The 26,072-nt window shown below is 56.3% G+C and carries 30 protein-coding genes; 17 read left to right on the top strand and 13 right to left on the bottom strand.

The genetic code is table 11. The features are described from left to right. Nucleotides 1–12: 12 nt before the first annotated feature. From flgD to flgB, 3 genes are read right to left on the bottom strand one after another with little or no spacing between them, the layout of a single operon-like run. Entirely contained in the window at nt 13–684 is a 672-nt protein-coding gene (gene flgD / locus LAC65_RS06045; RefSeq protein ID WP_039383796.1) for a flagellar hook assembly protein FlgD, read from the bottom strand. Nucleotides 685–696: 12 nt separating this feature from the next. Further along, on the bottom strand, nt 697–1,101 hold the full coding sequence (gene flgC / locus LAC65_RS06040) for a flagellar basal body rod protein FlgC (RefSeq protein WP_039383794.1): 405 nt from the start codon (nt 1,099–1,101) through the stop codon (nt 697–699). Nucleotides 1,102–1,103: 2 nt separating this feature from the next. Next, nucleotides 1,104–1,517: a flagellar basal body rod protein FlgB gene (flgB, locus tag LAC65_RS06035; RefSeq protein WP_039383791.1), complete on the bottom strand. Its 414-nt coding sequence runs from the start codon at nt 1,515–1,517 to the stop codon at nt 1,104–1,106. A 152-nt stretch (nt 1,518–1,669) separates the two neighbouring features. Between flgB and flgA the strand changes: the two genes are divergently transcribed. The 3 genes from flgA (at nt 1,670) to flgN (ending at nt 3,175) form a co-directional block, all read left to right on the top strand. After that, nucleotides 1,670–2,329: a flagellar basal body P-ring formation chaperone FlgA gene (flgA, locus tag LAC65_RS06030; protein WP_039383788.1), complete on the top strand. Its 660-nt coding sequence runs from the start codon at nt 1,670–1,672 to the stop codon at nt 2,327–2,329. 103 nt (nt 2,330–2,432) lie between these two features. After that, entirely contained in the window at nt 2,433–2,738 is a 306-nt protein-coding gene (gene flgM, locus LAC65_RS06025) for a flagellar biosynthesis anti-sigma factor FlgM (protein ID WP_039383785.1), read from the top strand. A gap of 5 nt (nt 2,739–2,743) precedes the next feature. Next, nucleotides 2,744–3,175 carry a flagellar export chaperone FlgN gene (flgN, locus tag LAC65_RS06020; RefSeq protein ID WP_039383782.1) on the top strand — a complete coding sequence of 144 codons (432 nt, stop codon included), beginning with the start codon at nt 2,744–2,746 and terminating at the stop codon, nt 3,173–3,175. A gap of 47 nt (nt 3,176–3,222) precedes the next feature. Here the strand turns inward: flgN and murJ are convergent, their stop codons facing one another. The 4 genes from murJ to rimJ form a co-directional block, all read right to left on the bottom strand. Continuing rightward, nucleotides 3,223–4,761, bottom strand: coding sequence for a murein biosynthesis integral membrane protein MurJ (gene murJ, locus LAC65_RS06015; protein ID WP_039385797.1), 1,539 nt, complete (start codon nt 4,759–4,761; stop codon nt 3,223–3,225). 119 nt (nt 4,762–4,880) lie between these two features. Beyond that, nucleotides 4,881–5,801 carry a Gfo/Idh/MocA family protein gene (locus LAC65_RS06010; RefSeq protein ID WP_039383780.1) on the bottom strand — a complete coding sequence of 307 codons (921 nt, stop codon included), beginning with the start codon at nt 5,799–5,801 and terminating at the stop codon, nt 4,881–4,883. 1 nt (nt 5,802) lies between these two features. Then, the gene (locus LAC65_RS06005; protein ID WP_039383778.1) at nt 5,803–6,438 is read right to left on the bottom strand and encodes a YceH family protein; all 636 of its coding nucleotides are present in this window, start codon (nt 6,436–6,438) and stop codon (nt 5,803–5,805) included. Nucleotides 6,439–6,452: 14 nt separating this feature from the next. Continuing rightward, entirely contained in the window at nt 6,453–7,049 is a 597-nt protein-coding gene (gene rimJ / locus LAC65_RS06000) for a ribosomal protein S5-alanine N-acetyltransferase (protein WP_039383776.1), read from the bottom strand. A gap of 194 nt (nt 7,050–7,243) precedes the next feature. Between rimJ and grxB the strand changes: the two genes are divergently transcribed. From grxB to LAC65_RS05955, 9 genes are all read left to right on the top strand, one after another. Continuing rightward, on the top strand, nt 7,244–7,891 hold the full coding sequence (gene grxB, locus LAC65_RS05995; protein ID WP_039383774.1) for a glutaredoxin 2: 648 nt from the start codon (nt 7,244–7,246) through the stop codon (nt 7,889–7,891). Nucleotides 7,892–7,999: 108 nt separating this feature from the next. Beyond that, nucleotides 8,000–8,563, top strand: coding sequence for a lipoprotein (locus tag LAC65_RS05990; protein WP_039383772.1), 564 nt, complete (start codon nt 8,000–8,002; stop codon nt 8,561–8,563). Nucleotides 8,564–8,710: 147 nt separating this feature from the next. Beyond that, complete coding sequence (pyrC, locus tag LAC65_RS05985) at nt 8,711–9,757, top strand: dihydroorotase (RefSeq protein ID WP_039383769.1); 1,047 nt, start codon at nt 8,711–8,713, stop codon at nt 9,755–9,757. A 68-nt stretch (nt 9,758–9,825) separates the two neighbouring features. Beyond that, nucleotides 9,826–10,071: a DNA damage-inducible protein I gene (gene dinI, locus LAC65_RS05980; protein WP_039383767.1), complete on the top strand. Its 246-nt coding sequence runs from the start codon at nt 9,826–9,828 to the stop codon at nt 10,069–10,071. A gap of 142 nt (nt 10,072–10,213) precedes the next feature. After that, nucleotides 10,214–10,483: a hypothetical protein gene (locus LAC65_RS05975; protein ID WP_039383765.1), complete on the top strand. Its 270-nt coding sequence runs from the start codon at nt 10,214–10,216 to the stop codon at nt 10,481–10,483. 283 nt (nt 10,484–10,766) lie between these two features. Further along, entirely contained in the window at nt 10,767–11,021 is a 255-nt protein-coding gene (gene bssS, locus LAC65_RS05970) for a biofilm formation regulator BssS (protein WP_039383762.1), read from the top strand. Nucleotides 11,022–11,128: 107 nt separating this feature from the next. Beyond that, entirely contained in the window at nt 11,129–12,244 is a 1,116-nt protein-coding gene (solA, locus tag LAC65_RS05965) for an N-methyl-L-tryptophan oxidase (protein WP_039383761.1), read from the top strand. 266 nt (nt 12,245–12,510) lie between these two features. After that, on the top strand, nt 12,511–13,086 hold the full coding sequence (locus tag LAC65_RS05960; protein ID WP_071668724.1) for a cytochrome b: 576 nt from the start codon (nt 12,511–12,513) through the stop codon (nt 13,084–13,086). Beyond that, nucleotides 13,083–13,658, top strand: coding sequence for a YceI family protein (locus tag LAC65_RS05955; protein WP_039383760.1), 576 nt, complete (start codon nt 13,083–13,085; stop codon nt 13,656–13,658). The genes LAC65_RS05960 and LAC65_RS05955 overlap by 4 nt, the downstream gene beginning before the upstream one ends. Nucleotides 13,659–13,701: 43 nt before the next feature. Here LAC65_RS05955 and trhO read toward each other — a convergent pair whose 3' ends face one another. Next, nucleotides 13,702–14,757 (bottom strand): oxygen-dependent tRNA uridine(34) hydroxylase TrhO, encoded by a 1,056-nt coding sequence (gene trhO / locus LAC65_RS05950; protein WP_039383757.1) that lies wholly within the window; start codon nt 14,755–14,757, stop codon nt 13,702–13,704. Nucleotides 14,758–15,017: 260 nt separating this feature from the next. On the opposite strand from trhO, the gene LAC65_RS05945 reads away from it, so the two are divergent. From LAC65_RS05945 to LAC65_RS05935, 3 genes are all read left to right on the top strand, one after another. After that, nucleotides 15,018–15,941, top strand: coding sequence for a Kdo(2)-lipid IV(A) acyltransferase (locus tag LAC65_RS05945; RefSeq protein ID WP_039383756.1), 924 nt, complete (start codon nt 15,018–15,020; stop codon nt 15,939–15,941). A 499-nt stretch (nt 15,942–16,440) separates the two neighbouring features. Continuing rightward, complete coding sequence (locus tag LAC65_RS05940) at nt 16,441–16,707, top strand: hypothetical protein (protein WP_039383755.1); 267 nt, start codon at nt 16,441–16,443, stop codon at nt 16,705–16,707. Between the two features lie 119 nt (nt 16,708–16,826). Next, nucleotides 16,827–17,225, top strand: a complete 399-nt coding sequence (locus LAC65_RS05935) for a MysB family protein (protein WP_039383752.1) — start codon at nt 16,827–16,829, stop codon at nt 17,223–17,225. Between the two features lie 2 nt (nt 17,226–17,227). On the opposite strand, the gene LAC65_RS05930 is transcribed toward LAC65_RS05935, so the two are convergent. From LAC65_RS05930 to LAC65_RS05920, 3 genes are all read right to left on the bottom strand, one after another. Continuing rightward, nucleotides 17,228–17,422, bottom strand: a complete 195-nt coding sequence (locus LAC65_RS05930; protein ID WP_211049308.1) for a YceK/YidQ family lipoprotein — start codon at nt 17,420–17,422, stop codon at nt 17,228–17,230. 148 nt (nt 17,423–17,570) lie between these two features. Further along, the gene (gene mdoH, locus LAC65_RS05925) at nt 17,571–20,123 is read right to left on the bottom strand and encodes a glucans biosynthesis glucosyltransferase MdoH (protein ID WP_039383749.1); all 2,553 of its coding nucleotides are present in this window, start codon (nt 20,121–20,123) and stop codon (nt 17,571–17,573) included. Beyond that, entirely contained in the window at nt 20,116–21,651 is a 1,536-nt protein-coding gene (locus LAC65_RS05920; RefSeq protein WP_175540467.1) for a glucan biosynthesis protein G, read from the bottom strand. Before LAC65_RS05920 ends, mdoH begins: the two co-directional genes overlap by 8 nt. Nucleotides 21,652–21,928: 277 nt before the next feature. Here LAC65_RS05920 and mdoC point away from each other — a divergent pair, with 277 nt between their 5' ends. Continuing rightward, nucleotides 21,929–23,059 (top strand): glucans biosynthesis protein MdoC, encoded by a 1,131-nt coding sequence (mdoC, locus tag LAC65_RS05915; protein WP_039385787.1) that lies wholly within the window; start codon nt 21,929–21,931, stop codon nt 23,057–23,059. 31 nt (nt 23,060–23,090) lie between these two features. Here the strand turns inward: mdoC and LAC65_RS05910 are convergent, their stop codons facing one another. Next, entirely contained in the window at nt 23,091–24,551 is a 1,461-nt protein-coding gene (locus tag LAC65_RS05910; protein ID WP_039383744.1) for a phospholipase D-like domain-containing protein, read from the bottom strand. Nucleotides 24,552–24,699: 148 nt separating this feature from the next. On the opposite strand from LAC65_RS05910, the gene LAC65_RS05905 reads away from it, so the two are divergent. Next, complete coding sequence (locus LAC65_RS05905) at nt 24,700–25,842, top strand: glycoside hydrolase family 1 protein (RefSeq protein ID WP_039383742.1); 1,143 nt, start codon at nt 24,700–24,702, stop codon at nt 25,840–25,842. On the opposite strand, the gene LAC65_RS05900 is transcribed toward LAC65_RS05905, so the two are convergent. Beyond that, a complete protein-coding gene (locus tag LAC65_RS05900; protein ID WP_175540463.1) occupies nt 25,830–26,003 on the bottom strand; it encodes a hypothetical protein in 174 nt (57 codons plus the stop codon). The genes LAC65_RS05905 and LAC65_RS05900 overlap by 13 nt on opposite strands. Nucleotides 26,004–26,072: the final 69 nt, after the last annotated feature.

Raw genomic sequence — 26,072 nt, 5'->3', positions numbered from 1 at the left:
CTAAGGGGTTAGTCAGAGAATCTGACGAATTTCATCGAGGGTCGCGGAGCCCATGGTGCCGAGATCCAGTTTCGCGGTGTTGTTCACGGTGCTGACGCCATTGACATAGGCGTAGTTCAGCGGCTGTGCCACCAGCTGTGTGCTGCCATTGCTGGCGGCGAGTGCTACAGAATATTTGCCATCCGGCGCGACGCTGCCGTCATCGAGCTTGCCATCCCAGGAGAAGGTGTGTACCCCTGCGGTCAGGCCGCCCAGATCGATGTTACGCACCACGTTGCCGTTGGCATCTTTGATGGTCACGCCGGTGCCGGTTGACGCCGTGCCCAGCTCCACACCAAACGGCGTCGTGCTGCCTTTACCGACCAGCACCTGATCGCCTTTGACCATCACGCCATGCCCAATCAGCGTTGAGCTCTGCAGTGACTGGCTGGTGCTAATCTGGCCGGAAATCGATCCCAGCGTGGTGTTCAGCTTCTCAATCCCGCTCAGGGTGTTGATCTGCGCCAGCTGCGTGGTGAGCTGGCTGTTATCCATCGGATTGGTCGGATCCTGGTTCTGCATCTGCGTCACCAGCATGTTCAGAAACTGGTTCTGCAGCTCCTGTGCGCTGTTACCGGTGCCGGCCGAGCCGGAACTCAGGATCGTCGGGTCGAGATTGTCTTTAATGCCTACGGTTAAGCTCATCGTATCTCTCCGTTACTGCCCGATGGTGAGCGTTTTCATCATCATCGACTTCACTGTGTTCAGGACTTCGACGTTGGCCTGATAGCTGCGCGACGCAGACATGGTGTTGACCGTTTCAGCGACCACATCCACATTGGGCATTTTGACGTAGCCTTTCTGATCGGCCATCGGATTGCCCGGGTCATAGACCAGTTTTGCGGGCGTGGGATCGTTGACCACGCCCGCCACTTTAACGCCGCCGGTGGCCGCGCCCTGGGCGGCATTGGTCTGGAAAATAACCTGCTTCGCCACGTAAGGCTGTCCATCCGGTCCGGTTACGCTGTCGGCGTTGGCCAGGTTACTGGCGCTGACGTTAAGCCGCTGCGACTGCGCGGTCATCGCCGAGCCGGCGATATCAAATATATTCAGCAATGCCATGCTTATTGCCCCTGCAGTACGCTCATCATGCCTTTAATCTGGCTGCTGATGAGGGTGAGATCGGTTTGATACTTCAGGCTGTTATCGGCGAACTGCGTACGCTCGCGATCCATATCGACCGTGTTGCCATCTGCAGCGGGCTGGTCGGGAATGCGATACAGCAGATCCATTGCGGGCTGCGCCTGCGTTTGTGCTTCAATATGGCGCGATGAGGTCACATTCAGCGCCAGACCGCTGCCCTGCGCGCGGCCGTTCTGCATCACTTTGTTCAGCTGGCTGGCAAAGTCGATATCGCGCGCCTGATACCCGGGGGTATCCGCATTAGCGATATTTGACGCCAGAATCTCCTGACGCTGTGCACGCAGGTTTAACGCTTCGGTACCGAATCGCAGTGCGGCATCGAGTTTGTCGAGCATGCTTCCTCCGCGAATGAAAATTTTGAGCTGACAGCTTAATCGGGGGATTGCAAGGGCGATCGTCTGAATAACAGCAAAAACCACGGCTATTTTTACCCTTGATTTTTTTTTGCAGCGGGTAGACTCATCAGCAACTTTCAGTGGGAGGCGTTATGCGCAGAGCATCACAAGGGCTGTTTCTGGCGGTACTGCTGCTGGCGCTGCCAGGCTATGCGGCCGATCTGAACGCGCAGCTGACATCCTATTTTAAAGCGCGCGATCCGCAGCACGCCGCTGGCATGGTGGTTATTGTTCGTACCCCATCCGCACAGTGGCCCGCCTGTGAGACGCCGCAGCTGCAGCTGCCCGGTAACAGCCGTCAGTGGGGTAATCTGAGCATTGCCGCCAGCTGCGGACAAAATCGCCGCTATCTGCAGGTGCAGGTGCAGGTGACCGGTGACTATCTGGTCGCGAATCACCAGCTCACGCGCGGCACTGCCGTCAGCGCGGCTGATTTCAGAACGGAAACGGGCCGGCTCGATACGCTGCCGGCTCGCGCGCTGGTTGACGGCACGCATCTCGCAGAGGCGATTGCCCTGCGGGATATACCGCCCGGGCAGCCGGTTACCGCCTCAATGCTGCGCCAGCCGTGGCGGGTTAAAACCGGTCAGTCGGTGATGGTCACGGCGAGCGGCGACGGCTTTAATGCCAGCAGCGAAGGCCGCGCGCTGAGCAATGCCGGCGTCGCGCAGACGGTGCGGGTACGTATGGGAAATGGTCAGGTGGTAAGCGGTCGCGTCGGCGAGGATGGGAATATTCTGATATCACTCTAAAGCGCTAAAGAACAGAGGTGTTCAGCCGATAGAGATAACAGCTAAAATATAACCCTATGCCGATTCAGTGGGCGCATTCCACTGTACTTACAGGAGCCAAGCCATGAACGTCGACAAAACCGAACCGTCAAAACCGGTCAGCACGGTACAACCCCGTGACGCCAGCGACAACGCAGGCAGAATCCGTCAGAACTCCGCGCCGGCCGCCCCTGCCGCCAGCGAAAAGAGTGCCGAAGTCAGTCTGAGCTCAAGTCAGGCACAGCTGCTGGAGCCCAGCAGTCGCGATATTAATACCGCTCGCGTTGAGCAGTTAAAAACCGCCATCCGCAATGGCGATCTGAAAATGGATACCGGCAAAATTGCGGATGCATTAATTGCCGATACCCGGAAATATTTAGAAGGCTACTGATCCCGATGGATAATCTGCTGACCACCCTGGATAAAATGCAGGATGTACTGGCTTCACTGACTCAGATCATTGAGGAAGAGCAGCAGCAGCTCGCAGCCGGTCAGGTTAACGGCAACCTGCTGCAGCGCATTACTGAAGATAAAGCCGCGCTGCTGACAACCTTAAATTATCTGGATGAGATGCGCCATAATACGGAGAAAACGCTCGGTATAGAGGCGCCCTATCGCGGTCAGCAGGATATCGCCCGGCGCTGGGCCACTATCGCGCGCGTCACGCAGCAGCTGCGCGACGCCAATCAGCATAACGGACTGCTACTGCAGCATCAGGTCGCGTTTACCCGCGATGCGCTGCAGGTGCTGAAGCCGCATCAGACCCAGGCATTTTATGGCCCGGACGGACGCGGACTGGGCCAGGCCACGCTGCGCAGCAAAGGCTGACGCCTTAGCCGCGACCAGGGCAGCCGGGCTGCCCTGGCAATGCACACTCAGGCAACGGTGCGGCGGGCAAAATCGCGCGGCCGGAACCCGAGCGCGCCAAGCACCACAAAATAGGCTCCCCCGCCGACGGCACAGACCGCCGCCAGGCGCACCAGCCGCCAGGCCATCTCGCCCTCTTCCCAGGCAGGCATCACCTGCAGCATCCCCAGCAGCGCGGCGGCCATGACCGCAACCGCGATAAACAGGCGTAATAAGAAACCCATCCAGCCTGGCTGTGGCTGAAAAATATCCTGTTTGCGCAGCTGCCAGTAGAGCAGCGCGGCGTTGAGGCAGGCCGCCAGCCCAATCGACAGCGACAGCCCCGCATGTTTCAGCGGACCGATAAACGCCAGATTCATCAGCTGCGTCATAATCAGCGTCACTATCGCTATCTTCACCGGCGTTTTAATATCCTGCCGCGAGTAGAATCCTGGCGCCAGCACCTTGACCACAATCAGCCCCATCAGGCCGACGGAATAGGCGATCAGCGCGCGCTGCGTCATTGCCGCATCAAACGCGGTAAATTTCCCGTACTGAAACAGCGCCACCGTTAGCGGTCCGGCCAGAATGCCCAGCGCCACCGCGCAGGGCAGCGCCAGCAGAAAACAGAGGCGCAATCCCCAGTCCATCAGCCGCGAATACTCAGCCTGATTGCCGCTGGAGAAGCTCTTCGCCAGCGACGGCAGCAGAATGGTCCCCAGCGCCACGCCCAGCACGCCAGAGGGAAACTCCATCAGGCGGTCAGCGTAGTACATCCAGGAGACGGAACCTGACACCAGAAAGGAGGCGAAAATGGTATTGATGATAAGGGAAATCTGGCTGACCGATACGCCGAGGATCGCCGGTCCCATCTGGCGCATCACGCGCCAGACGCCGGCATCGCGCAGATTAATGCGCGGCAGCACCAGCATACCAATCTTCTTCAGGTGCGGCAGCTGGTAGCCAAGCTGCAGCACGCCGCCTACCACCACCGCCCACGCCAGCGCCATAATTGGCGGATTAAAGTGCGGTGCGGCAAATAGCGCAAAGCCGAGCATGCTGATATTCAGCAGCGTGGGCGCAAACGCCGGAACCGAAAAGCGATTCCAGGTGTTGAGGATCGCCCCCGCCAGCGACGCCAGCGAGATCAGCATAATATAGGGGAACGTCACCCGCAGCAGCGCGCTGGTGAGGGCAAATTTATCGGCGGTATCCGCAAAGCCAGGGGCCGTGATCATAATCACCCAGGGCGCGGCGAGCATGCCCAGTACCGTCACCACAGCCAGCGCCAGCGTCAGCAGGCCTGACACATACGCCACAAAGACCTGCGTCGCCTCTTCACCCTGCTTCGCTTTGTACTCCGCCAGAATCGGGACAAACGCCTGCGAGAACGCGCCCTCGGCAAAAATCCGGCGCAGCAGGTTGGGCAGCTTAAACGCTACAAAAAACGCATCCGTCGCCATCCCGGCGCCAAATACGCGCGCCACAATGGCATCGCGGGCAAAGCCCAGCACGCGGGAAAACAGGGTCATCGAACTGACCGCAGCCAGCGATTTTAGCAAATTCATAATGAAGGGTGCGTCCTGAAAAAGTCGGGAAAAAGCGCCATGCAGCACGGGCATCCGCGATGCCCGGCGTTAGTCTACTGAGGTCGCGGCAAATGACCAGTACCGAGTGTTACAAGGCGTTATTCCCGCTCCACCTCGCGGATCAGTTTTTCTGTCAGACGCTGCGCCACCAGCGCCTGCTCGCCGCTGGTTTCAGGCATAGTCTGATTTTCCACGCAGCGGATAAAGTGATGCGCCGCGCCGGTAAAACCGCGCTGCGTCAGATGGCTTTGCCACGCAGGCGGCACCTCACGCAGCAGCCCGCGGCTGTTCTCCTGCTGCCAGTCGCGCATCTCCTCAATCTGGTAGTAGTCTCCGTCGCAGACCGCGGTGACCACCTCCCGCTGCGTGCCGGCGCGCCGGTGCATGCTGGTCGAGACCTGCAGCCCGCCGGCGCTGAAATGGTGCTCTGCGTAGAGCAGTGCGCCTTCATCTGTGGTCCGGATATGGCCATCACCCGGCTGCAGTTTGCCCCCCGCCAGCCACAGGGCGGTATCCACCACGTGCAGATAATCATCCAGCAGCGTAAAGCGCAGCCCCTGCGGACCCACGCTGTCCATGCGATGCTTTTCAATCCGCAGCGAGGCGGCGCGCGGCATTTCCTGCTTCAGCTGCTGATAGCGCGGGGCAAAGCGCCGGTTAAACGCCACCATGAGTTTGCGCTGGCGTTTTTCCGCCAGCGCGACCAGCGCTTCAGCCTGCTGCAGCGTCTCTGCCAGCGGCTTATCCACGCAGACATCTTTGCCCGCCAGCAGCAGCGCCTGAACCACGTCAAAATGTGAGGCGGTGCTGCTGTGCACGAACACGGCGTCGCAGGCGGCGGCCAGGGCGCCAAGCCGGTCAAAACAGGGAATACGATAGCGGGCGCATACCGCCTCCGCCTTAACCTGATTGGGTGAAAACGCCCCCACCAGCTGCCAGCTTTCTGCCTGCGAGAGCACCGGCAGCCAGGCTTTCTGCGCAATCCCGCCTAAACCGGCAATACCAATTCGCAGCGTCATCTTAATGCTCCTGTGCCAGCAGCTGAGTCAGCTGCATCTGCAGTTCAGCCACCTGCTGCTCCAGCGCGGCAACCCGATCGCTAAGCTCCGCTTCACCGGCGGCGGGAGACGGCGAGCAGGTCGTCTCCTCTGCGGCCAGCAGGTGCCGGTAGCGGCTTTCGCGACGGCCCGGCTCACGCGCCATTTTTGCCACCAGCGGTCCCTCCTGCCGGCTCATCAGCTCCTCCAGCGTCTGTTCGGTCTCACTGACATCGCTGAACTCATACAGCCTGCCGCTGCGGGTACGCAGCTCGCCTGGCGTTTGCGCCCCGCGCAGCAGCAGCAGGGTCATTACCGCGACTTCGGCGGCGCTGAGCTGCAGCTGACCAAACGCAGAGTTACAGAAGCGCTGCGCATATTTGCTGACTCGCTGGCTGGCGCCGCTGCTGGCGGTGACCAGGTGCTTTTTAACCAGCTCATCCAGCTGCGCCTGCACCTCCTCTTCGCTGAGCGTCATAACCGGCTCGCGGTTCGATTTCTGATTACAGGCGGCTACCACACCGTTCAGCGACAGAGGGTAATATTCAGGCGTAGCGATCTGCTTTTCCAGCAGCGCACCCAGCACGCGTAGCGCCTGGGAAGAGAGCGCGATTTTCATGGATCCGTTTCCTTTTAAAATTGAGTGCGCTTATCCGGCGTCCACGCGTGCCAGGTCAGCGCCGTCAGTACGTGATCCTGCCAGCAGCCATCAATAAGCAGATAGTTTTTTGCATAGCCTTCCTGCTCGAAGCCGAGCCGTGCCAGCAGATCGCCGCTGCGCTGATTGTGCGGCATATAGTTAGCCATAATGCGGTGCATGCGCTGCTGTCGCTGCATATAGCGAATAGCCGACTGCAGCGCTTCAAACATCATGCCCTGCCCCTGCCACTTTTCGCCCAGCGAATAGCCGAGATAGCAGGCGTGAAAGGAGCCACGCAGCACGTTGCTGAAATTTGCCACGCCGCGGATCTCATGTTCATCGGGGTCCATCAGCACAAAATAGAAAGCTGAGCCCTGCTTATGCAGATCGCCAATCAGGCCGAGCCGCGCCTGCCAGCCGGAGGGATAGCAGTGGCTGTCATCGCGCACCGGCTCCCACGGTTTGAGGAACGCGCGGTTTTCTGCGTAATAGTCTGCCAGCCGCCAGGCGTCGCGTTCATGCACCAGACGCACCACCAGACGATCGGTCGTAAGCCGCACGCGCGGGCCTGCAGAGCGATAGCCAAACATCGAATCTCCTGAAATCCTTAGCGAAAGAGAGCGGAACGCCGCTGGCGTTTTCTCCACTATAACCGCCCCACAGGCTGCGACACAACGTTGCTGAACAGGGGCAGGGTTTGCCCCTTCCACGGTTCTCTTCCATACTTCCGGCAGGATCGGAAAAAGGGTGAATCCCTCACCCGGAAAACCACAGGAGAAACGGGATGAAACTTTACATCTACGATCACTGCCCCTTCTGCGTCAAAGCGCGCATGATTTTTGGCTTAAAGAATCTGCCGGTAGAACTGGTGGTTATGCTCAATGATGACGAGGCGACGCCGGTAAAATTAATCGGCCAGAAAATGGCGCCGGTATTGCAAAAAGCGGACGGCAGCGCCATGCCGGAGAGCATGGATATTGTGCATTGGGTAGACAAACAGGATGGCGAACCGCTGCTGACCGGCAGAACCAATCCCGCTATCGCCGACTGGCTGCGCCACGTCAACGGCTATATCAATAAGCTTTTAATCCCGCGTATCGCCGATGCTGCTTTTGCTGAATTTGCCACCCCGGAAGCGCGACGCTATTTTCACGATAAAAAAGAGGCGAGCCTCGGTGATTTCACCGAGCTGCGTAAACATGCGCCTGGCCTGATCAAGAAGATCAGTGACGATCTGCGCCAGCTGGATCGGCTGATTGTGAAGCCTAACGCCGTTAACGGCGAGCTGTCCGAGGATGATATCAACCTCTTCCCGCTGCTGCGCTCACTGACGCTGGTGTCCGGCATCGACTGGCCAAGCCGCGTCACCGATTACCGCGATAACATGGCGAAACAGACGCAGGTTAATCTGCTCTCTTCTATCGCCGCCTGAATGTTAAACCGGGAGGAACCCGTTCGCGGGTTTCTCATCTTATCTGATGACACCTTGCGCCGATTCAGGCAGGCTTAGCGCTGTTTGCCACACCGGAACGAGGATGCAATGAAAAAGAAATTTTATGGGATCGCGGCGCTGTTCGGCATGCTGCTGCTCAGCGGCTGTAATCAGTTGACGCAATACACCATCACGGAACAGGAAGTGAACCAGGCGCTGCAAAAGCGCAACAATTTTGAAAAAGAGATCGGCGTATCCGGCCTTATCAATGCGCATATCGTACTCAGCGATCTCAGCAGTGAAATCGGACGTGAAGAACCTGACCGCGTCACCCTCTCCGGTAAAGCGAAAATTGATGTCACCTCACTGTTTGGTCCGCAGCAGGCTGAGATGCTGCTGAAAATGAAGGCACAGCCGGTTTATAACGCGCAGGAAGGCGCTATCTATCTGCACAACCTGTCGATTGTTGATGCGCAGGTCGTACCGGAAAAAATGGCGTCGATTGTGAAAACGCTGACCCCCTATCTCAATCAGTCCCTGCAGCACTATTTCAATGAACGGCCCGCCTACCTGCTGAGCGCTGACCGCAGTAAAGGCGAAGCGCTGGCGAAAAAGCTGGCGAAAGGACTGGAAGTCAAACCGGGTCAGCTGGTGATCCCTTTCACCGACTGATACCGTCCCGTGCGGCCAGCGTTTATCTGGCCGCACGGGTCATCGCTTTCCGGCGATAAAAAGCCGTGCAAACGGTTGCCTGCCCGCTTAAGATATCGCCCCGGCCTGAATGCGCCATTCTGTTTTCACTTAAGCCGGAGCCTGACCATGACCTCTCAACCTCAGCACATCACCATTCGCCGCCCTGATGACTGGCATATCCACCTGCGCGACGGCGTGATGCTTGAAAGCGTACTGCCCTATACCAGCGCCGTGAATGGCCGGGCGATTGTCATGCCAAATCTGGTGCCGCCGGTCACCAGCGTGGCGGCGGCCCGTGAGTATCGCGCGCGCATTCTTGCCGCCCTGCCCGCTGCGCACAATTTTACGCCGCTGATGACCTGCTATCTGACCGATTCACTCGAACCCGATGAGATTGAAGCGGGGTTTCGCGCGGGCGTGTTCACCGCTGCCAAGCTCTATCCGGCACACGCTACCACTAACTCAAGCCACGGCGTAACAAACACCTCGGCGATTGCTGCGGTGCTGGATCGCATGCAGCAGATTGGTATGCCGATGCTGGTGCATGGTGAAGTCACTGATTCCCACATTGATATTTTTGATCGCGAAGCGCGCTTTATTGAGACCGTACTGCATCCGCTGCGCCAGCAGTTTCCCGGCCTGAAAGTAGTCATGGAGCACATCACCACAAAAGAGGCCGCTGACTATGTGGCTGAGGGCAACGCGCTGCTGGGCGCAACCATCACGCCGCAGCATCTGATGTTTAACCGTAACCATATGCTGGTGGGCGGGATCCGTCCTCATCTTTATTGCCTGCCTGTTCTGAAGCGCAACACACATCAGCAGGCGCTGCGTCAGCTGGTAGCCAGCGGCCATCCGCGCGTTTTCCTTGGCACCGATACTGCGCCCCACCTGCGGCATGCCAAAGAAGCAAGCTGCGGCTGTGCGGGCGTCTTCAACGCGCCGACCTCTCTTCCTGCCTACCTTACCGTGTTTGAAGAGCTTAACGCCCTGCAGCACTTTGAAGCGTTCTGCTCAGAAAACGGTCCGAATTTTTACGGCCTGCCGCTTAACGAGGGAACGCTGACGCTGGTCCGCGAACCCTGGCAGGTGGCTGAAAGCGTCACCGCAGGCGACGATACGCTGGTGCCATTTCTTGCCGGCGAAACGCTGAACTGGCGCATTAAAGAATAAGCGATAACTGCTTGCCTTCGGCATTAATATACTGTACAAATAACCAGTATATTAAACCGGAGGCGTCTATGCGTATCGATATTACCGTAGCGAAAAACCGCCCGCTGCCCGCAGGTGCACTCGATGCGCTTAGCGCGGAGCTTTCCCGTCGTATTGCACACGATTTTCCTGAAGGCGAGCACCACGTTAATGTGCGCTATGCCACCGGGAATCAGCTGAGCGTGACCGGCGGCTGTAAAACTTCACGCGACCGCATTACCGATCTCCTGCAGGAAACCTGGGAAAGCGCCGACGACTGGTTTACTCACGATTAACCGCCAATGTGCCGTTTTTGCCGGGTTTCGCCCCGGCTTTTTTTGTTTCATTTCCCCTCGCCAGAAAAACAGCCGCCATCTAGACTCAGGTTTATCGATCCCCTATTCTTGCCTCGCCATGCTTACAGGAGGTGTTTGACAGATGATCACAGATAAACCCGAAGAGGCGATGACCTTTGGTGAACTGCTGGCGCTCATTGCCGAGCAGCAGCGCCGTTTAACCGTCCTTGAAACTGCCTTTACCAGTCTGACGCTTTCGCTCGATGCGCCCGCAGTCCAGCTGCTTGCCCATAACCTGACGCAGGAAGCGCAGAACCAGCAGCACGATGCCTCGCTGCAGCAGCAATTTTTCCGCCTGGCGGAGACGCTCCGGCAGCGCACAGATCCGCTCTCTGCTGAAGCGCAGCCCTGATATTCCGCGACTGAGTCCGGCATGTTCCGCTGAAGTTTCTGTCGCTTTCGCCGATAAAACAGGTAATGTTGCCGGGCTGGTTACGTCTGTAGCAGGAAACCAGCCCGTCATCTTCCGGCGCTTTTACAGCATTTTCTGGTGCATTTCGCAGTCATATAGCCGCATTTCATTACTATTGACCTGTCTGACCGCTATTTCATGTTATAATTAGCTCGCTAGTGCATGTAGCAGCCGCATTGAACCTCAAGAAGCACTTCGTTTAACGAGTAATAAGGAGGTTATAATGGACAGTAATAAAGACGTCATCCAGACTCATCCCCTGATTGGATGGGACATCAGCACCGTTGACAGCTATGACGCCATGATGATACGCCTGCACTCGCTCTCCTCGCAGGATCAAAAAGAAGAAGAAGCTGACGTCGGTTTGACCTACTGGTTAACCACTGACGTTGCCAGACAGTTTATCTCCATACTGGAAGCTGGCATTGCTAAAATAGAATCTACTGAGCAAAACCTGCGCGATAGTCGCAAGCACTGACCGTTCCTGTTGCGCGAAAAAGGCACCCATCGGGTGCCTTTTTCATATCGCTCCCGCTTTTGGTATGCTGTTGAAAAATTTCGCCGTTTTGCAGGAGTGTTCGTGTCATGGTTTACGATCTGATTATCGTGGGCAGTGGGTCAGTCGGGGCCGCTGCGGGTTTCTACGCTACGCAGGCTGGCTTATCGGTGCTAATGATCGACAGCGCGCATCCCCCGCATCAGCAGGGAACACATCACGGCGAGACCCGCCTGATTCGCCACGCCTATGGTGAAGGAGAGCGTTATGTGCCGCTGGTACTGCGCGCCCAGTCACTGTGGGATGCGCTGGAGCAGCAGAGCGGCGAGCGTATCATGCATCGCAGCGGCATTCTCAACCTGGCACCCGCTCATTCGCCATTCATTGAGAACGTTATTCACAGTGCGAAAACCTGGCAGCTGGATGTCCAGCTACTGCAGGCGGATGAGGTGCGACAGCGCTGGCCGCAGTTTACCGTGCCGGATGGCTACATCGGCGTCTTTGAGCCGAAGTCGGGCTATCTGAAATGTGAAGAGGCGGTGCGCAGCTGGATAAAACTGGCTGAACAGGCTGGCTGTGCACAGCTGTTTAATTGCCCGGTCAGCGATATCGGTCGCGACGGCGAGCTGCAGCAGGTCACCACGCTGGATGGGATCTATCGTGCGCGCAAGCTGCTGGTCAGCGCCGGTACCTGGGTCAGCGAGCTAATAGCCGATCTGCCGGTTACGCCAGTGCGTAAAGTGTTTGCCTGGTATCAGGCTGACGGCCGCTACAGTGAAAACAATCACTTTCCCGGTTTTACCGTAGAGACGCCAGACGGCAGTCACTTTTACGGGTTTCCGGCAGATAATAACGCCCTTAAAGTGGGCCGGCACGATGGTGGTCAGGTCATGCAGACCCCGCAGGATCGCAAACCTTTTGGTGCTGTGGCCTCAGATGGCAGCGAAGCGTTTCGCTTTTTGCGGCAGTTCCTGCCCGGCGTCGGCGTCTGTTTACACGGCGAGGCGTGCAGCTATGACAATACCCCTGATGAAGATTTTATTATCGATACCCTGCCGGATGAACCCAACCGCTTAATCATTACCGGCCTTAGCGGTCACGGTTTTAAATTTGCCAGCGTTCTGGGCGAGCTTGCCAGCGAATTTGCTCAGGATAAACCTTTCAGTTTCGATCTTACGCCCTTTTCTTTACGGCGATTTTCCTGATACTCAGGCTGGCAGCACCGCAGCTGCCAGCCCTCCCATTTACATTTGTTTACGCCCGACACTCAATAATGCCTCATCCTGTGTAGTAATTATATTTATTACCTTAAAATGCCCTGCTTTCAGTCAATATTACTGAAGCAGTAGCGCGCCGCTATTTTAAAATTTTGACAACGATCCGCTTTTTTATAGAAAAGTAAGGCTCATTGCTTTTAGTTAATGAATTAAGGATGCTTGCAGCACTTATTTCATGGACAGGAATAAAGGCTATGTGGCGCAACACTGCAGATCGATTCGGCCTGCTCTCAATTATTATCCACTGGAGCATGGCGGTTGCCCTCTATGCGATGTTTGCCCTGGGATTATGGATGACAGGCCTGGGCTATTATGACAGCTGGTATCATACTGCACCGGACATTCATAAAAGCGTCGGGACAATACTGTTTATTCTGCTGTTGCTGCGCCTGCTCTGGCGCTGGCACTCCCCTGTACCCGCCCCGCTCGCCAGCTATTCTGCCACGGTGCGCCGTACCGCCCGGGGTGTGCATGCCCTGCTTTATCTGCTTTTCCTCCTGCTGCTCGTTAGCGGCTATCTGATTTCTACCGCTGACGGTAAACCGGTCTCTGTATTTGGCTGGTTTAACCTGCCGGTAGTCGTTGCTGGCGGACCACAGCAGGCGGACCTGGCAGGCACGCTGCATTTGTGGCTGGCCTGGAGCCTGGTTCTGCTTTCAGCGCTGCATGCGCTGGGGGCGGTTAAACATCATATTATCGATCGGGACGCGACGCTCAGGCGCATGCTCGGTTTACGCTCACGTTCACTCTCTCAAAAGGATGTATCATGATCAGAAAAACGCTTCTGGCCGTCAGTGCCGCCGCGCTGTTTGCCACCAGCCTTAATGCCAGCGCCGCAGAGTATAAAATTGATAAAGAGGGGCAGCACGCATTTGTACAGTTTCGTATTCAGCACCTCGGCTATAGCTGGTTATATGGCACATTCAAAGATTTTGACGGCGGATTCACCTTTGACGATGCTAATCCGGCAGCCGATAAAGTGAATGTCACCATTAATACCGGAAGTCTGGATACCAATCATGCTGAGCGCGACAAACACCTGCGCAGCGCAGATTTCCTTAATACCAGCAAATATCCTCAGGCAACGTTTACCTCAACAGAGGTTAAAAAAGAGGGAGAGCGTTATAAAGTCACCGGCAATCTGACGCTGAACGGCGTAACAAAACCCATTACGCTGGATGCGCGCCTGATGGGTGAAGGTAAAGATCCGTGGGGCGGTTACCGGGCAGGTTTTGAAGCCAGCGGCGAGGTCGTTCTGAAAGAGTTTAATATCAGCAAGGATCTGGGCCCTGCCTCTCAAAAGGCTGAGCTGATTATCTCTGTAGAGGGAGTACGTCAGTAAGCGGCAAGCCGCCTGAGATCACTTCCTCAGGCGGCACCCGTCATTATGACTTATCGGGCGCGGGAATGGTCATCGTCATATTCAGCAGACCACGCGATTTGTTAAACACCTTATTGCCGTTTTCGCGTCCGGCACGACGTGCGCGCTGCTCTTCAGGCGACAGTTTTGCCTCTTCCATGCAGATTGGGCTGCAGCAGTTCTGATATTTTTCAGCGCAGGCGGGACACTGAATAAACAGCAGATGGCAACCGTCATTAACACAGTTAGTATGGCTGTCGCATGGCGTACCGCACTGATGGCAGCTGGAGAGAATATCATCAGAAATACGCTCGCCCATACGCTCATCAAAGACAAAATTTTTGCCTTTGAAACGCACCGGTAATCCCTGCTCGCGCGCGCGGCGCGTATATTCAATAATGCCGCCTTCAATGTGATAAACATCATCAAAGCCGTTATGCTTCATCCAGGCGCTCGCTTTTTCGCAGCGAATACCGCCGGTGCAGTACATCACAATTTTTTTATCTTTCTTATCCTGCAGCATATCGACTGCCATGGGCAGCTGATCGCGGAAGGTATCCGCAGGCACTTCCAGCGCATTATCAAAATGGCCCACTTCAAACTCATAGTGGTTACGCATGTCGACAAATACGGCATCAGGATCGTCCAGCATCGCATTAACGTCTGCTGCCTTCAGGTAGCTGCCCACATCGCTGGCGTCAAAACTGCCATCGTCGATGCCATCGGCAACAATACGGTCGCGCACTTTCAGGCGCAGCACCCAGAATGATTTACCGTCATCGTCCAGCGCAATATTCATGCGCAGATTATTCAGCGCCGGATCAAAAGCGTACAGCATCGCTTTCATCGCTTCATATTTCCCGGCCGGCACGCTGATCTGCGCGTTAATCCCTTCCCGGGCCACATAGACACGACCAAATACGCTAAGCTGCGTCAGCGCAATATAGAGGCGATCGCGGAACGCTTTGGGATCGGCAATCTGGAAATATTTATAAAAAGAGACTGTCGTACGCGGCTCTGTTTCCGCCAGCATGCGATCTTTCAGCTCTTTATTGGAAACGAGGTTATGTAACACTGGCATGGTGAACACCTGTTAGCAATGAGAGAATTTCAGGGCGCACATGATACCTGAATTCACAGCTGTGCCTAGCCCCCGAACCGAATTGGTGGTGATACACGCGTGCCGATTTTCTGCGCTGTTCGTCTGTTAATGCGGCAAACACCAGCCTGACGGGTGTTGTGAACGCGGTGTGATTACAGTTAACGACAAAAAATGGCATAATTGCGTTAAATAACAGAAACCGGACTCTCTGGTACAGAACGCAGGATACTGATTCTTCCATGACCCAACTTCCGCAATTTACCCGTGAACTGCTTCATCCGCGCTACTGGCTCACCTGGCTGGGCATTGGATTTTTATACGTGCTGGTTTTACTTCCCTACCCGCTTCTGTATGCATTTGGTTGCGGCCTGGGGCGTATTGCCATGCGTTTTATGAAGCGCCGCACAGAGGTTGCGCGACGCAATCTGGAGCTCTGCTTTCCTGATATGCCCGTCAGCGACCGCGAGGCGATGGTTAAACACAACTTTGAATCAGTCGGAATGGGACTGATTGAAACCGGCATGGCCTGGTTCTGGCCCGACTGGCGTATCCGTAAATGGGTTAAGCCGGAAGGACTGGAGAATGTGACTCAGGCGCTGGCAGAAAAGCGCGGAATTCTGCTGATCGGTATGCATTTTCTGACGCTTGAGCTGGGCGCTCGCGTTTTCGGCATGTACAACCCGGGTATTGGTGTGTATCGCCCGAACGATAACAGACTGCTCGACTGGCTGCAGACCTGGGGCCGGATGCGCTCAAATAAAAGTATGCTGGATCGCAAAGATCTCAAAGGCATGATCCGGGCACTGAAGAGTAATGACATCATCTGGTACGCGCCGGATCACGACTACGGCCCGCGCAGCAGCGTGTTTGCCCCTTTCTTTGCCGTTAAGGAAGCAGCCACCACAACCGGAACCCATATGCTGATTCGGCTGGCTAATCCCAGCGTGGTGCCTTTCCTGGCACGTCGTCTGCCGGACGGACGCGGCTACGAGCTGAAACTGATGCCGGATATTCGCCATCAGTTCTCACTGGAGAGTGAGCTTGATACGGCAACGGTGATGAACCGCGTTGTTGAAGAGACGGTGTTACTCGCGCCTGAGCAATATATGTGGCTGCACCGCCGCTTTAAAACCCGTCCGGAAGGCCAGCCGTCGCGCTACTGATGCAGCACAGCGTTCAGGCTATCAGCGATATCTCATAGCCTGAACCGCACCTGATATGTCCATCAGATCCAGCATTATTTCTGGTTTCGTCTGAAAATCATTAGCTCCGGTAACAGGTTATGTTACCGGATTTGCCTGCACAGGCGCTCTGCAGCAGGCAATCAGCCGTCTGACACCGGCTTTCTGGGCCACACTTATCAATTAAAAGAGTGCAATCTGGTCCTGATCATCTATAATTCCAGGCCTAATCCTATTTATTTTTTTCAAAATCGTTTGACTTACTTATCAATGTAGAAAAATTGACTTATTTTACAATGCGTTGTCGATAAAACAGGCTGCTTATTCCATATTGTCATTTTAAAAATTTTTTTAATTACTTTATTACACTGGCTCACTCTGCTGATTCCGGTTAATTTCAGTTGCAACAGTTAACCAATTAACTGTTCTCAGAAAAATAAAAAAGATTACACACAGCAAATCTCATGCAGGACAAAATAATATGAACAAAGGTCATTATTATTACGTTACGATCGGTACCGATCAGGAAGGCTATCATCTGCTGCATCGTAAAGAGTGCAAACGGATGCCGCTTAAAGAAGATATGGTGTTTATTGGCACCCTCTATAACCTGAATCAGGCGCTGGCCACCGCGCGTATTAACTTCAAAAAAGTAAAGCCGTGTATCAAATGCTGTATTCGCTACTCTGCACCGGTAATGCGCGAAACTGTCCGTCCGGTTCTGCACTTTCCGCAAAAATTGCTCTGATGCGTATGGGCGGGTGATTTTTTCCTCACCCGCCCGTACTGCTCGCCTGCCCGCCTGCGTTCTGCAAATTTTCGTCTATCTTTCTGTAAAATCCCCTTTTTACAGTCAAGGAGTCATCAATGGATCTGTTCAGCACCTTAGAAGAAGCAATTGAAGCCGCACGTGAAGAGTTTATGACCAGCCAGCAGGGCGTATCCGAAGAGGATGTCAACGTCAGCCAGTTTGGCCTGCAAAAATATGTCATGCAGGATGGCGAAATCATGTGGCAGGCGGAGTTCTTTGCCAGTGAAGATGAACAGGGTGATTGCCTGCCGCTGCTTAGCGGTGAGGCGGCGCAGGCGGTATTTGACGGCGATTTCGACGAAATTGAGATGCGTCAGGAGTGGCAGTCTGAAAATACCCTGCACGAATGGGATGATGGCGAATTTCAGCTGGCGCCACAGCGCGATCTTGAAGAGGGTGAAGTGGCTGCTGAAGAGTGGGAAGATGACAACACGGATTCAGATAATCTGGCGTAATCTCACTCATAAGGCCCATGCTGCGCGTCAACCGGCAGCAGCAGCGTGTCCACTATCAGCGACAGCGGCAGATCGAGGATGGTGACGATGCGCCACGGGCCGTCGCGCACATCCCACTGTACGCCGGGATAATAGTGGTTACCGTGCCCCTGTCCGGGCACGGTACGGCTGATAATGCTGCCGCACCCGCTCAGCATCAGCACACTGCCTGCCAGTATGACCGCCAGAACGCTTTTCACATCGCTTATCCTCACTGATTGACCTGCTACTATACCTGCCCTGCCCGGCTTTAGCAGCGGCAATAAAAAAGCGGCATCGCTGCCGCTTTTACTGTTTTACTGCTGCTCAGGCACGCGGTGGCAGTGCCTGCGGATTCAGCGTCAGCTTCTGATAGCTCTCCAGCCACTGATGATACTTATCCGCGTTTTCCCACAGCCGGGTATGCACGCGCGCCAGAACCACAGGATCGCTGATCAGCTGCAGACGCTGTTCGCGATTCAGTTTTTCCGGTGCATCGCTCAGCGCCTGATCGACATGCCGGTCACGGGCGTGATCCAGCAGCGTGCTCTGTTTATGACGCGACGTAGCCAGTGCGGTTGCCAGCGCATTGAACGCCGGGTTAAACAGCGCATGCATAAAGCCATGCTTCAGCGCCCGCTCGCGGTTGATCTGCAGATAGTGATCTGTATCAACCAGCTCTTTTGGCGGCTCATACTCTTCCGGGATCAGGAACAGTTTCGCCCGCCGGCTTTTCAGACCCACGGTCGCGCGGCTCGACATCACCGACACAAACGGCGACAGGATCAGCGAGAAGACAATAGGTGCCAGCCACCACAGGAAGTTGAGGTCCAGCACGCCCATGCCCACGGCCCAGACGATGCCAAGCAGCATCTGCGAACCGTGACGGCGGAACGCTTCGCTCCACGGAGTGGCATCATCATCACGCTGCGGTGAATTCCAGACCACCTCCCAGCCGAGGAAGGCGCTGACCACAAACACGGTGTGGAACAGCATGCGCACCGGCGCCAGCAGCACCGAGAACAGCATCTCCAGCATCAGCGAGATGAACAGACGCAGCGCGCCGCCATAAGCCTTAGCCCCTTTGCACCAAATCAGCACCACGCTCAGCAGCTTCGGCAGGAACAGCAGCACCAGCGTGGTGGAAAAGAGCGCAATAGCCAGATCGGGACGCCATTGCGGCCAGACCGGGAAGAGCTGACGCGGCTGCAGGAAGTAGGTCGGCTCCATCAGGGTATGGACCACCTGCAACGCCGTAGAAAGCGCAAGGAACATAAACCAGAGCGGCGCCGAGAGATAGGACATAACGCCGGTCAGGAAGACGGCACGGTGCACCGGATGCATCCCTTTTACCAGGAACAGGCGGAAGTTCATCAGGTTACCGTGACACCAGCGACGGTCGCGCTTCAGCTCATCCAGCAGGTTAGGCGGCAGCTCCTCATAAGAACCCGGCAAATCGTACGCGATCCAGACGCCCCAGCCGGCGCGGCGCATCAGCGCAGCTTCAACAAAGTCGTGCGAAAGAATTGAACCGGCAAATGAGCCTTCACCCGGCAGCGGCGCCAGCGCACAGTGCTCAATAAAGGGCTGTACGCGAATAATGGCGTTATGTCCCCAGTAGTGCGACTCGCCCAGCTGCCAGAAGTGCAGCCCTGCGGTAAACAGCGGCCCGTAAACGCGGGTGGCAAACTGCTGGCAGCGCGCATAGAGCGTATCCATACCGGAGGCTTTTGGCGAAGACTGGATAATCCCGGCATTCGGGTTCGCTTCCATCATACGTACCAGACCGGTCAGGCACTCACCGCTCATCACGCTGTCAGCGTCCAGCACCACCATGTAGCTGTAGTTGCTGCCCCAGCGGCGACAGAAGTCATCGATGTTACCGCTTTTGCGCTTCACGCGGCGACGGCGGCGACGGTAAAAAATCTTGCCCGCTCCGCCCACGTCGCGTACCAGCTCCATCCACGCTTTTTGCTCAGCAATCGCGATATCTGCATCGTAGCTGTCGCTGAGAATGTAGACATCAAAATGCTCAGCATTCCCGGTGCGCTTTACCGACTCCCAGGTAGCGCGCAGTCCGGCAAAAACACGCTCCACATCTTCGTTACAGATGGGCATGATCAGCGCGGTGCGGTGCTCCGGGTTCAGCGGCTCATCACCCGTGGTTGAGTAAGAGATACTGTATTTATCGCGTCCAATCAGCAGCTGCAGGAACCCCATCAGCGCCGTCCAGAAGCCCGCCGATACCCAGCAGAACAGAATAGCGAACAGGAACAGAATGCCGGTCTGCAGAATATAAGGCAGGATCAGCTTCACCGACTCGATCCAGTTCTGTTGAAACAGCCCGACAGGATCGAGCAGCGTCCAGCCCTGATAAGGCAGAATGGTTTTCATATACCAGGTCGCGACCACGGTCTGCGCGATGGTCAGAATCAGCAGCGTATAGCGGCGCATTGAACCGACATGACGCCACTTATCCTCCGCGCGCTGCTCCTCTGCCGTTGCATAACGCGGTTGCACTTTTTGCCCGCGCAGCGAGTTCCAGGCGCGCGCCAGCGGATTGGTACGCCAGGCTTCCGGGAACATCAGCGAGCGTTTAACCGGCGGCATCGCTTTTAACGTCGTGCGATCGAGATAATCTTTACTGAACTGCTGGCCATCCGCTACCGCATCCGGCCATGTCATCGCTATGCGTGATGAGACAGATTTCAGCGGCGCATCGTCAGGCCGATCGCTGGCTGCGTTATCCTGCCCCAGCACCGTATGAATGGCGTGGAAGGCGGGCGCATTTTGCAGCGATGTGCTGAGCCGCGCGCGACCTGCCGCATCAAGCGGCAGCGCCTCAACATAAGATTGAGGTAAAAAAGTCGATTTATTCATTGGCAGGTAACTGATAGCTCCAGGTTTCCGTCAATGTCTTGTCACCGCTTACCAGCGCGGCGCGCATTTCGGTTGATTGCTTGCTGTCTTTCACGCGCAGACGCAGCACCAGACGCCAGCCTTTGGTCACCGGATTGTAGCGTACGCTCTGCTCAACCACTTCGGCGTTATCGCCAACGCTAACCTGCGGTGCTACCTGCGTATCCTCCGGCAGCATGCTCATCGCTTTACCGGTGAAGTCGAGGGTAAAGGCGACAGAACCATCAGGCTGGCGGACCAGATTAGACTGTTTCACATCACCCGCAGAACGCAGGGTATCTTTGACCCAGGCAACATCATCCTGATGCAGCTGATTCTCATCGCGGGTGAAGTGCAGACGATAGTTGAAATTCATCTCTTTGCCCGCGTCAGGCAGTTTTTCCGGCGTCCAGAAGGCGACGATGTTGTCATTGGTCTCATCCGCAGTCGGGATCTCAACCAGCTCAACGCGCCCTTTACCCCAGTCACCCTGCGGCTCAACCCAGGCGCTTGGACGCATATCATAGCGATCGTCGAGATCCTGATAGTGGCTGAAGTCGCGTCCGCGCTGCAGCAGACCAAAACCTTTCGGGTTTTCAATCGTAAAGGTGCTGACCGCCAGATGGCGTGGATTGTTCAGCGGGCGCCAGATCCATTCACCGTTACCGGCGTGGATCGAGAGGCCGTTGGAGTCGTGCAGCTCCTGACGGAAGTTGCTGACCGGCGAAGGCTGATTAGCACCAAACAGGAACATACTGGTCAGCGGTGCCACGCCCAGTTTACCCACGTTATCACGCAGATAAACTTTAGACTGCACATCCACCACCGAGGCTTTGCCTGGCTTCAGCACAAAGCGGTAGGCTCCCGCAGCGCGAGGTGAATCAAGCAGCGCGTAAATAACCAGCTGCTTCGCCTGAGGTTTCGGGCGCTCGATCCAGAACTCTTTAAAGCGCGGGAACTCTTCACCAGAGGGCAGCGCGGTGTCAATTGCCAGACCGCGTGCGGAAAGACCATAGACCTGGTCTTCCCCGATTACGCGGAAGTAGCTGGCACCAAGGAAGCTGCTGATCTCATCCTGCTTTCCTTTGTTATTCAGCGGATAGAGTACTTTGAATCCGGCAAAGCCGAGATTTTTTACCGCATCAGCGTCATGTTTGACGTTGCCGAAATTGAAATAAGCCGGATCGTATTTAATTTCACGCACCGATGAGGCGGTGACTTCGTTAATCTTCACCGGCGTGTCGAAGTACATCCCCTGATGGTAAAACTCGAGCTTAAACGGCGTGCGCAGCTTGCCCCAGTATGCCTTGTCGTGGTTAAACTGGATCTGCTGATAATCCGCAAATTTCATTTCACGAAATTGAGAGGGTAAATTACTTTTTGGCGCTTCAAAACCTTTACCTGCCAGGGCCTTAGCCTGTTTTGCCACATCATCAATGTTAAACGCCCAGCTATTATTTGCGTACAGCGCCAGCAGTACTGCTGCGCTGGTCCAGCGCATCTTCACCAGCCCGCTATTATTTTTCACTTTATTTAGCACATCCCCCCCTTTCGTGTGCTCAGATCAAACCCACTCATCTTAATGGATTATTCGGTTTTCCGACAGCTTATGTAAAACATTGTTCCGCGCAGCGCCAAGCCTCCAGAGCACTTTTCGGAATATTAAACCCGGCAGTTTAAGAAACAGAATCAACTGATAGTATAGGCTGTTAACCGGCAACAGAATGTTCTGCTGCACGATCTGGTTTCAGGGTGAAACCAGCCTGTATAGGATGAACCGGAAGCTTATGAGCGCTGTAAAACCTGAACGCGAATATTTTCTCGACTCGATTCGAGCTTACCTGATGCTGCTGGGGGTGCCGTTTCACGTCTCGCTGATCTACTCGACACAGCGCTGGTCCGTAAACAGCCAGGATGCCACGCTGTGGCTGACCATTTTTAACGATTTCATCCATGCATTTCGCATGCAGGTGTTTTTTGTTATCTCCGGCTATTTTTCCTACATGCTTTATCTGCGCTACCAGCCGGCACGCTGGCTGAAAGTCAGGCTGGAGCGCGTGGGCATTCCGCTGCTCGCCGCTATCCCGCTGATTACGCTGCCGCAGTTCTTTCTGCTGAAATATCTCACTCACAAGCTTGATGGCTGGGATCGCTTTTCAGCGTATGACAAATACAATGCTCTGGCGTGGGATCTGATCTCGCACCTCTGGTTTCTGCTGGTCCTGGTGATCCTGACGGCGCTGGGTATGCTGACATTTCGCTGGCTGCGCAACCAGCAAAGCACGCGTAACTATCAGCAGACAGGCTGGGGTAGCGTAACGCTGGCACTGCTGGGCTACGCGCTACTGTGGTGCCTGCTGCGTCGCACGCTGCTGCTGCTGACGCCGGGCATCATGATGGATGGACTCTTTACCATTGCGGTCATGCAAACGCTGACGTATCTGCCGTTCTTTATGCTGGGCGCGCTGAGCTGGAAACATCCGCCGCTGAAAGCGCTGTTTGTGCGGTTCAACCCGCTGATCTGCTTTGGCACCGTGCCGGTCTTTATCGCCTACTACCTGAATCAGCGCTATGGCAACGGCGACGGCTGGCTCTATGAGACCGATATGCTGCTTTCAACGCTGATGGGCGTGTGCATGCTGAACGTCTGCTATAGCGTCGGGCACCGCCTGCTGAACAGCCACTCTCCGCGTATCGTTTATCTGGTTAACGCCTCGCTGTTTATCTATCTCGTCCATCATCCGCTCACTATCCTGTATGGGATATATGTGACGCCGCACATCAGCAATAACACGCTGGGTTTCTTTGTTGGGCTGATAACGGTATTTGCCGCAGCGTTTGCGCTTTATGAGATCCACCTGCGTATCCCGCTGCTGCGCTTTCTGTTTTCCGGCAAAAAGGCGGCGCAGAAAGGGTGAGGCTGCACCGGCGGCGCGTTTCAGCGCGCCGCTACAGCAGCCACTCTACCGGCAGCCGCCATACCAGCCGCACCAGCAGGCGCTGCAGCAGCGTTGACTGCGGTTCATGTTTATGTACCACTTCTGCGCCCTGCTCATCCTGTTCTATCCAGTTCACCCGGCCCCACTTGTCCAGCCGCAGCGTCCAGGCCCGATGTTGCATACCGCGACTGAAGCGATCATGCGTCTGGCGCGCCAGGGCTTCACTCTCAATGACCAGTCCCATTTCGGTGTTCAGCACCGCAGAGCGGGGGTCAAAATTAAATGAACCCACAAAGACTTTGCGATTATCAACGGTAAACGTTTTTGCATGCAGGCTGGAGCCGGAGTTACCCGTTAACCCGCGATCGTGCGGTGGTTCGCCGGCGTGTGCCTGAGGTTTCAGCTCATATAGCGCAATACCGTGACGCAGCAACTTTTTTCGCCAGCGCGCATACCCGGCATGCACCACGGTGACATCATTGGCCGCCAGTGAGTTGGTCAGTACGGCGATACGCACGCCGCGCCGGCGCAGTGACAATAGCTGCGCCACCCCGGCGCGGGTCGGGACAAAATAGGCTGAGATAATATCGAACTGCTGCTGTGGCGTGCCGATGACCTCCAGCATCCGCTGCGGCAGCAGGCTGCTGCGTCTGGCTTTGCCCAGCCCTTTGCGCGGATCGTCGCTCAGCAGGCGCGCCTCAGCCCAGGTCATCGCCAGCGCGCCCTGCTCCAGCTGGCTGACAAAATCGGAGTGGTTAAGACGCGCCAGATAACGCTGCACCGCCTCGCTCTGCTGCCACTCCGGCGGCAGGCGCACCGCTTCGCCCTCATCGCTGCGCACGTCCACTACGCTGCGCAGCGGCGATACCGCCTGGCTATGCCAGTAGCGCTCGAAATCTGCGGTAACCTCATCGACGACCGGCCCGATGGCCAGCACGTCGAGATCGGTAAACAGGGGCTCATTGCCGGTACCAAAATATTCATCCCCGACGTTGCGCCCCCCCACCAGCGTTGCGGCGCCATCTACCGTCAGACTTTTATTATGCATCCGGCGATTGAGGCGCGCGAAGTCAGTCAGGTAGCCCAGCGCGCGCAGCGTGCGGAATGAAAACGGGTTAAACAGCCTGACCGAAATGTTCGGATGACGTTCCAGCTCCGCCAGCGTGTTATCCAGCCCCGGCGTATTGTTATCATCCAGCAGTAAGCGCACCCTGATACCGCGGCCGGCAGCGTCCAGCAGCGCGCTGAATAGCAGGCGTCCGGACATGTCGTTATGCCAGATATAGTACTGCACATCGATAGTGTGCCGCGCCATGCTCATCAGCAGGTAACGCGCAGCAAACGCGTCAAGCCCGTCGTTAAGCGGATGGATGCCGCTCAGGCCGGGATGCTGCGCGCACTGCTGCGCCACGCTTTGCCGTAATTCATCGCCCGCGGCTAACTGGCCGGGCAGCGCTGCTGCTTCGCTCATACTGGATCCCTGAATACGTAATCACGCTTATTATTGGCATTGTCGCTGTGGCAGGCAACCTGCATGCCTGACCGGCAGAGCCGGCTGCTAATTTAGTCTAGACTTAGCCCGTGGTTCTGCATCGGGCGATTACCCTGAGGAGTGAAATATGACCGCGTTACTGCCTCATTATCAACCCCGGCTTTTTCGCAGTTTTTTTCAGGGCAGCTTTCCCTGCTCTACCGCCTGTCGCAGCGGCGGCCGCCGTCTGGATATGGTTGTCAGTAGCGGACACGATATGCTGCTGGACAAAGATTACGCCGCGCTGGTGCGGGAAGGTTTGCTCACGGCGCGCGACGGTGCGCGCTGGCATCTGATTGAAGCGACGCCTGACCACTACGACTGGCGCTCCTTTCTGCCGATGATCCATGCGGCCGCACGCCATAATATGCAGATTATCTGGGAGCTGGCGCATTTTGGTTATCCGGCGCACCTCGATATCTGGAAACCGGCGTTCGTTGAGCACTTTGCCCGCTATGCACGCGCTATGGCACAGCTGATGCGCGATGAGGGCGTGGAGCAGCCGTTTTTTACCCCGATTAATCAAATCTCATTCTGGGCCTGGGCCGGGGCTGATGTTTCATGGCTCGATCCTTACGCCAGCGAACGCGGACGCGATCTGAAGCGCCAGCTGGTGCGCGCCTCGCTGGCCGCGATGCATGCGATCCGCGATGTCTATCCTGAAGCACGCTTTGTGCTGACCGATCCGCTGGTGCAGATCGCTGCGGATCCGGATAAGCCAGAGAGTGCCGGGCATGCTGCCCGGCAGCATGAGATGCAGTTTGAAGCATGGGACTGGCTGGCCGGGCGCGCTGAACCGGGACTCGGCGGACAGGCGGACTTTCTCGATATTCTGGGCCTGAACTACTATCCCGACAACCACTGGTTCTGGTCAGGCGATACCCTGCCACCCGATCATCCGCAGCGTCAGCCCCTGCACCAGCTGCTGCTGGCGTGCTGGCAGCGCTATCAGCGTCCGCTGCTGCTGGCGGAAACGGGGGCTGAAGGCGATGCGCGCGCGCCCTGGCTGCGGCACGTCAGTGCGGAAGCGCGGCTGGCGCTGGCTCAGGGCGTTGCGCTGGAGGGAATTTCACTCTATCCGGTGGTGGAGTATCCCGCCTGGGCGGACGATCGCCGCTCTCCCGGCGCCCTGTTCGGGCTGGGCGATCCTAACGGTAATCGTACTCTGCATGAGGGACTGGCCCTGGAGCTGCGCGGTCAGCAGATCAAATGGCAGCGTCAGGAGTGCTGAGCGTGACGGGAAGCGGGCGCACAGCTTCTGGCGTCCTGCAGCGTATCGGCAGGGCGGCGCACATCGGTAAGCCAGGTCATGGTAACAAGAAAAATCACGCCAATCAGACAGGCACAGAGTAAGGCGATGATAGCGATCAGTTTATCGTCGCGAGCGTCCATTTAGCTCTCCTTGCAGGCGTTGATACTGCGTTGCAGGCGTTAGCTCATCCACAGAGTGAGCATCAGGAC

It is taken from the genome of Pantoea eucrina (assembly GCF_020079945.1).
Classification (GTDB): Bacteria; Pseudomonadota; Gammaproteobacteria; order Enterobacterales; family Enterobacteriaceae; genus Pantoea; species Pantoea eucrina.
This window is presented reverse-complemented; position numbering and strand designations above follow the sequence as displayed.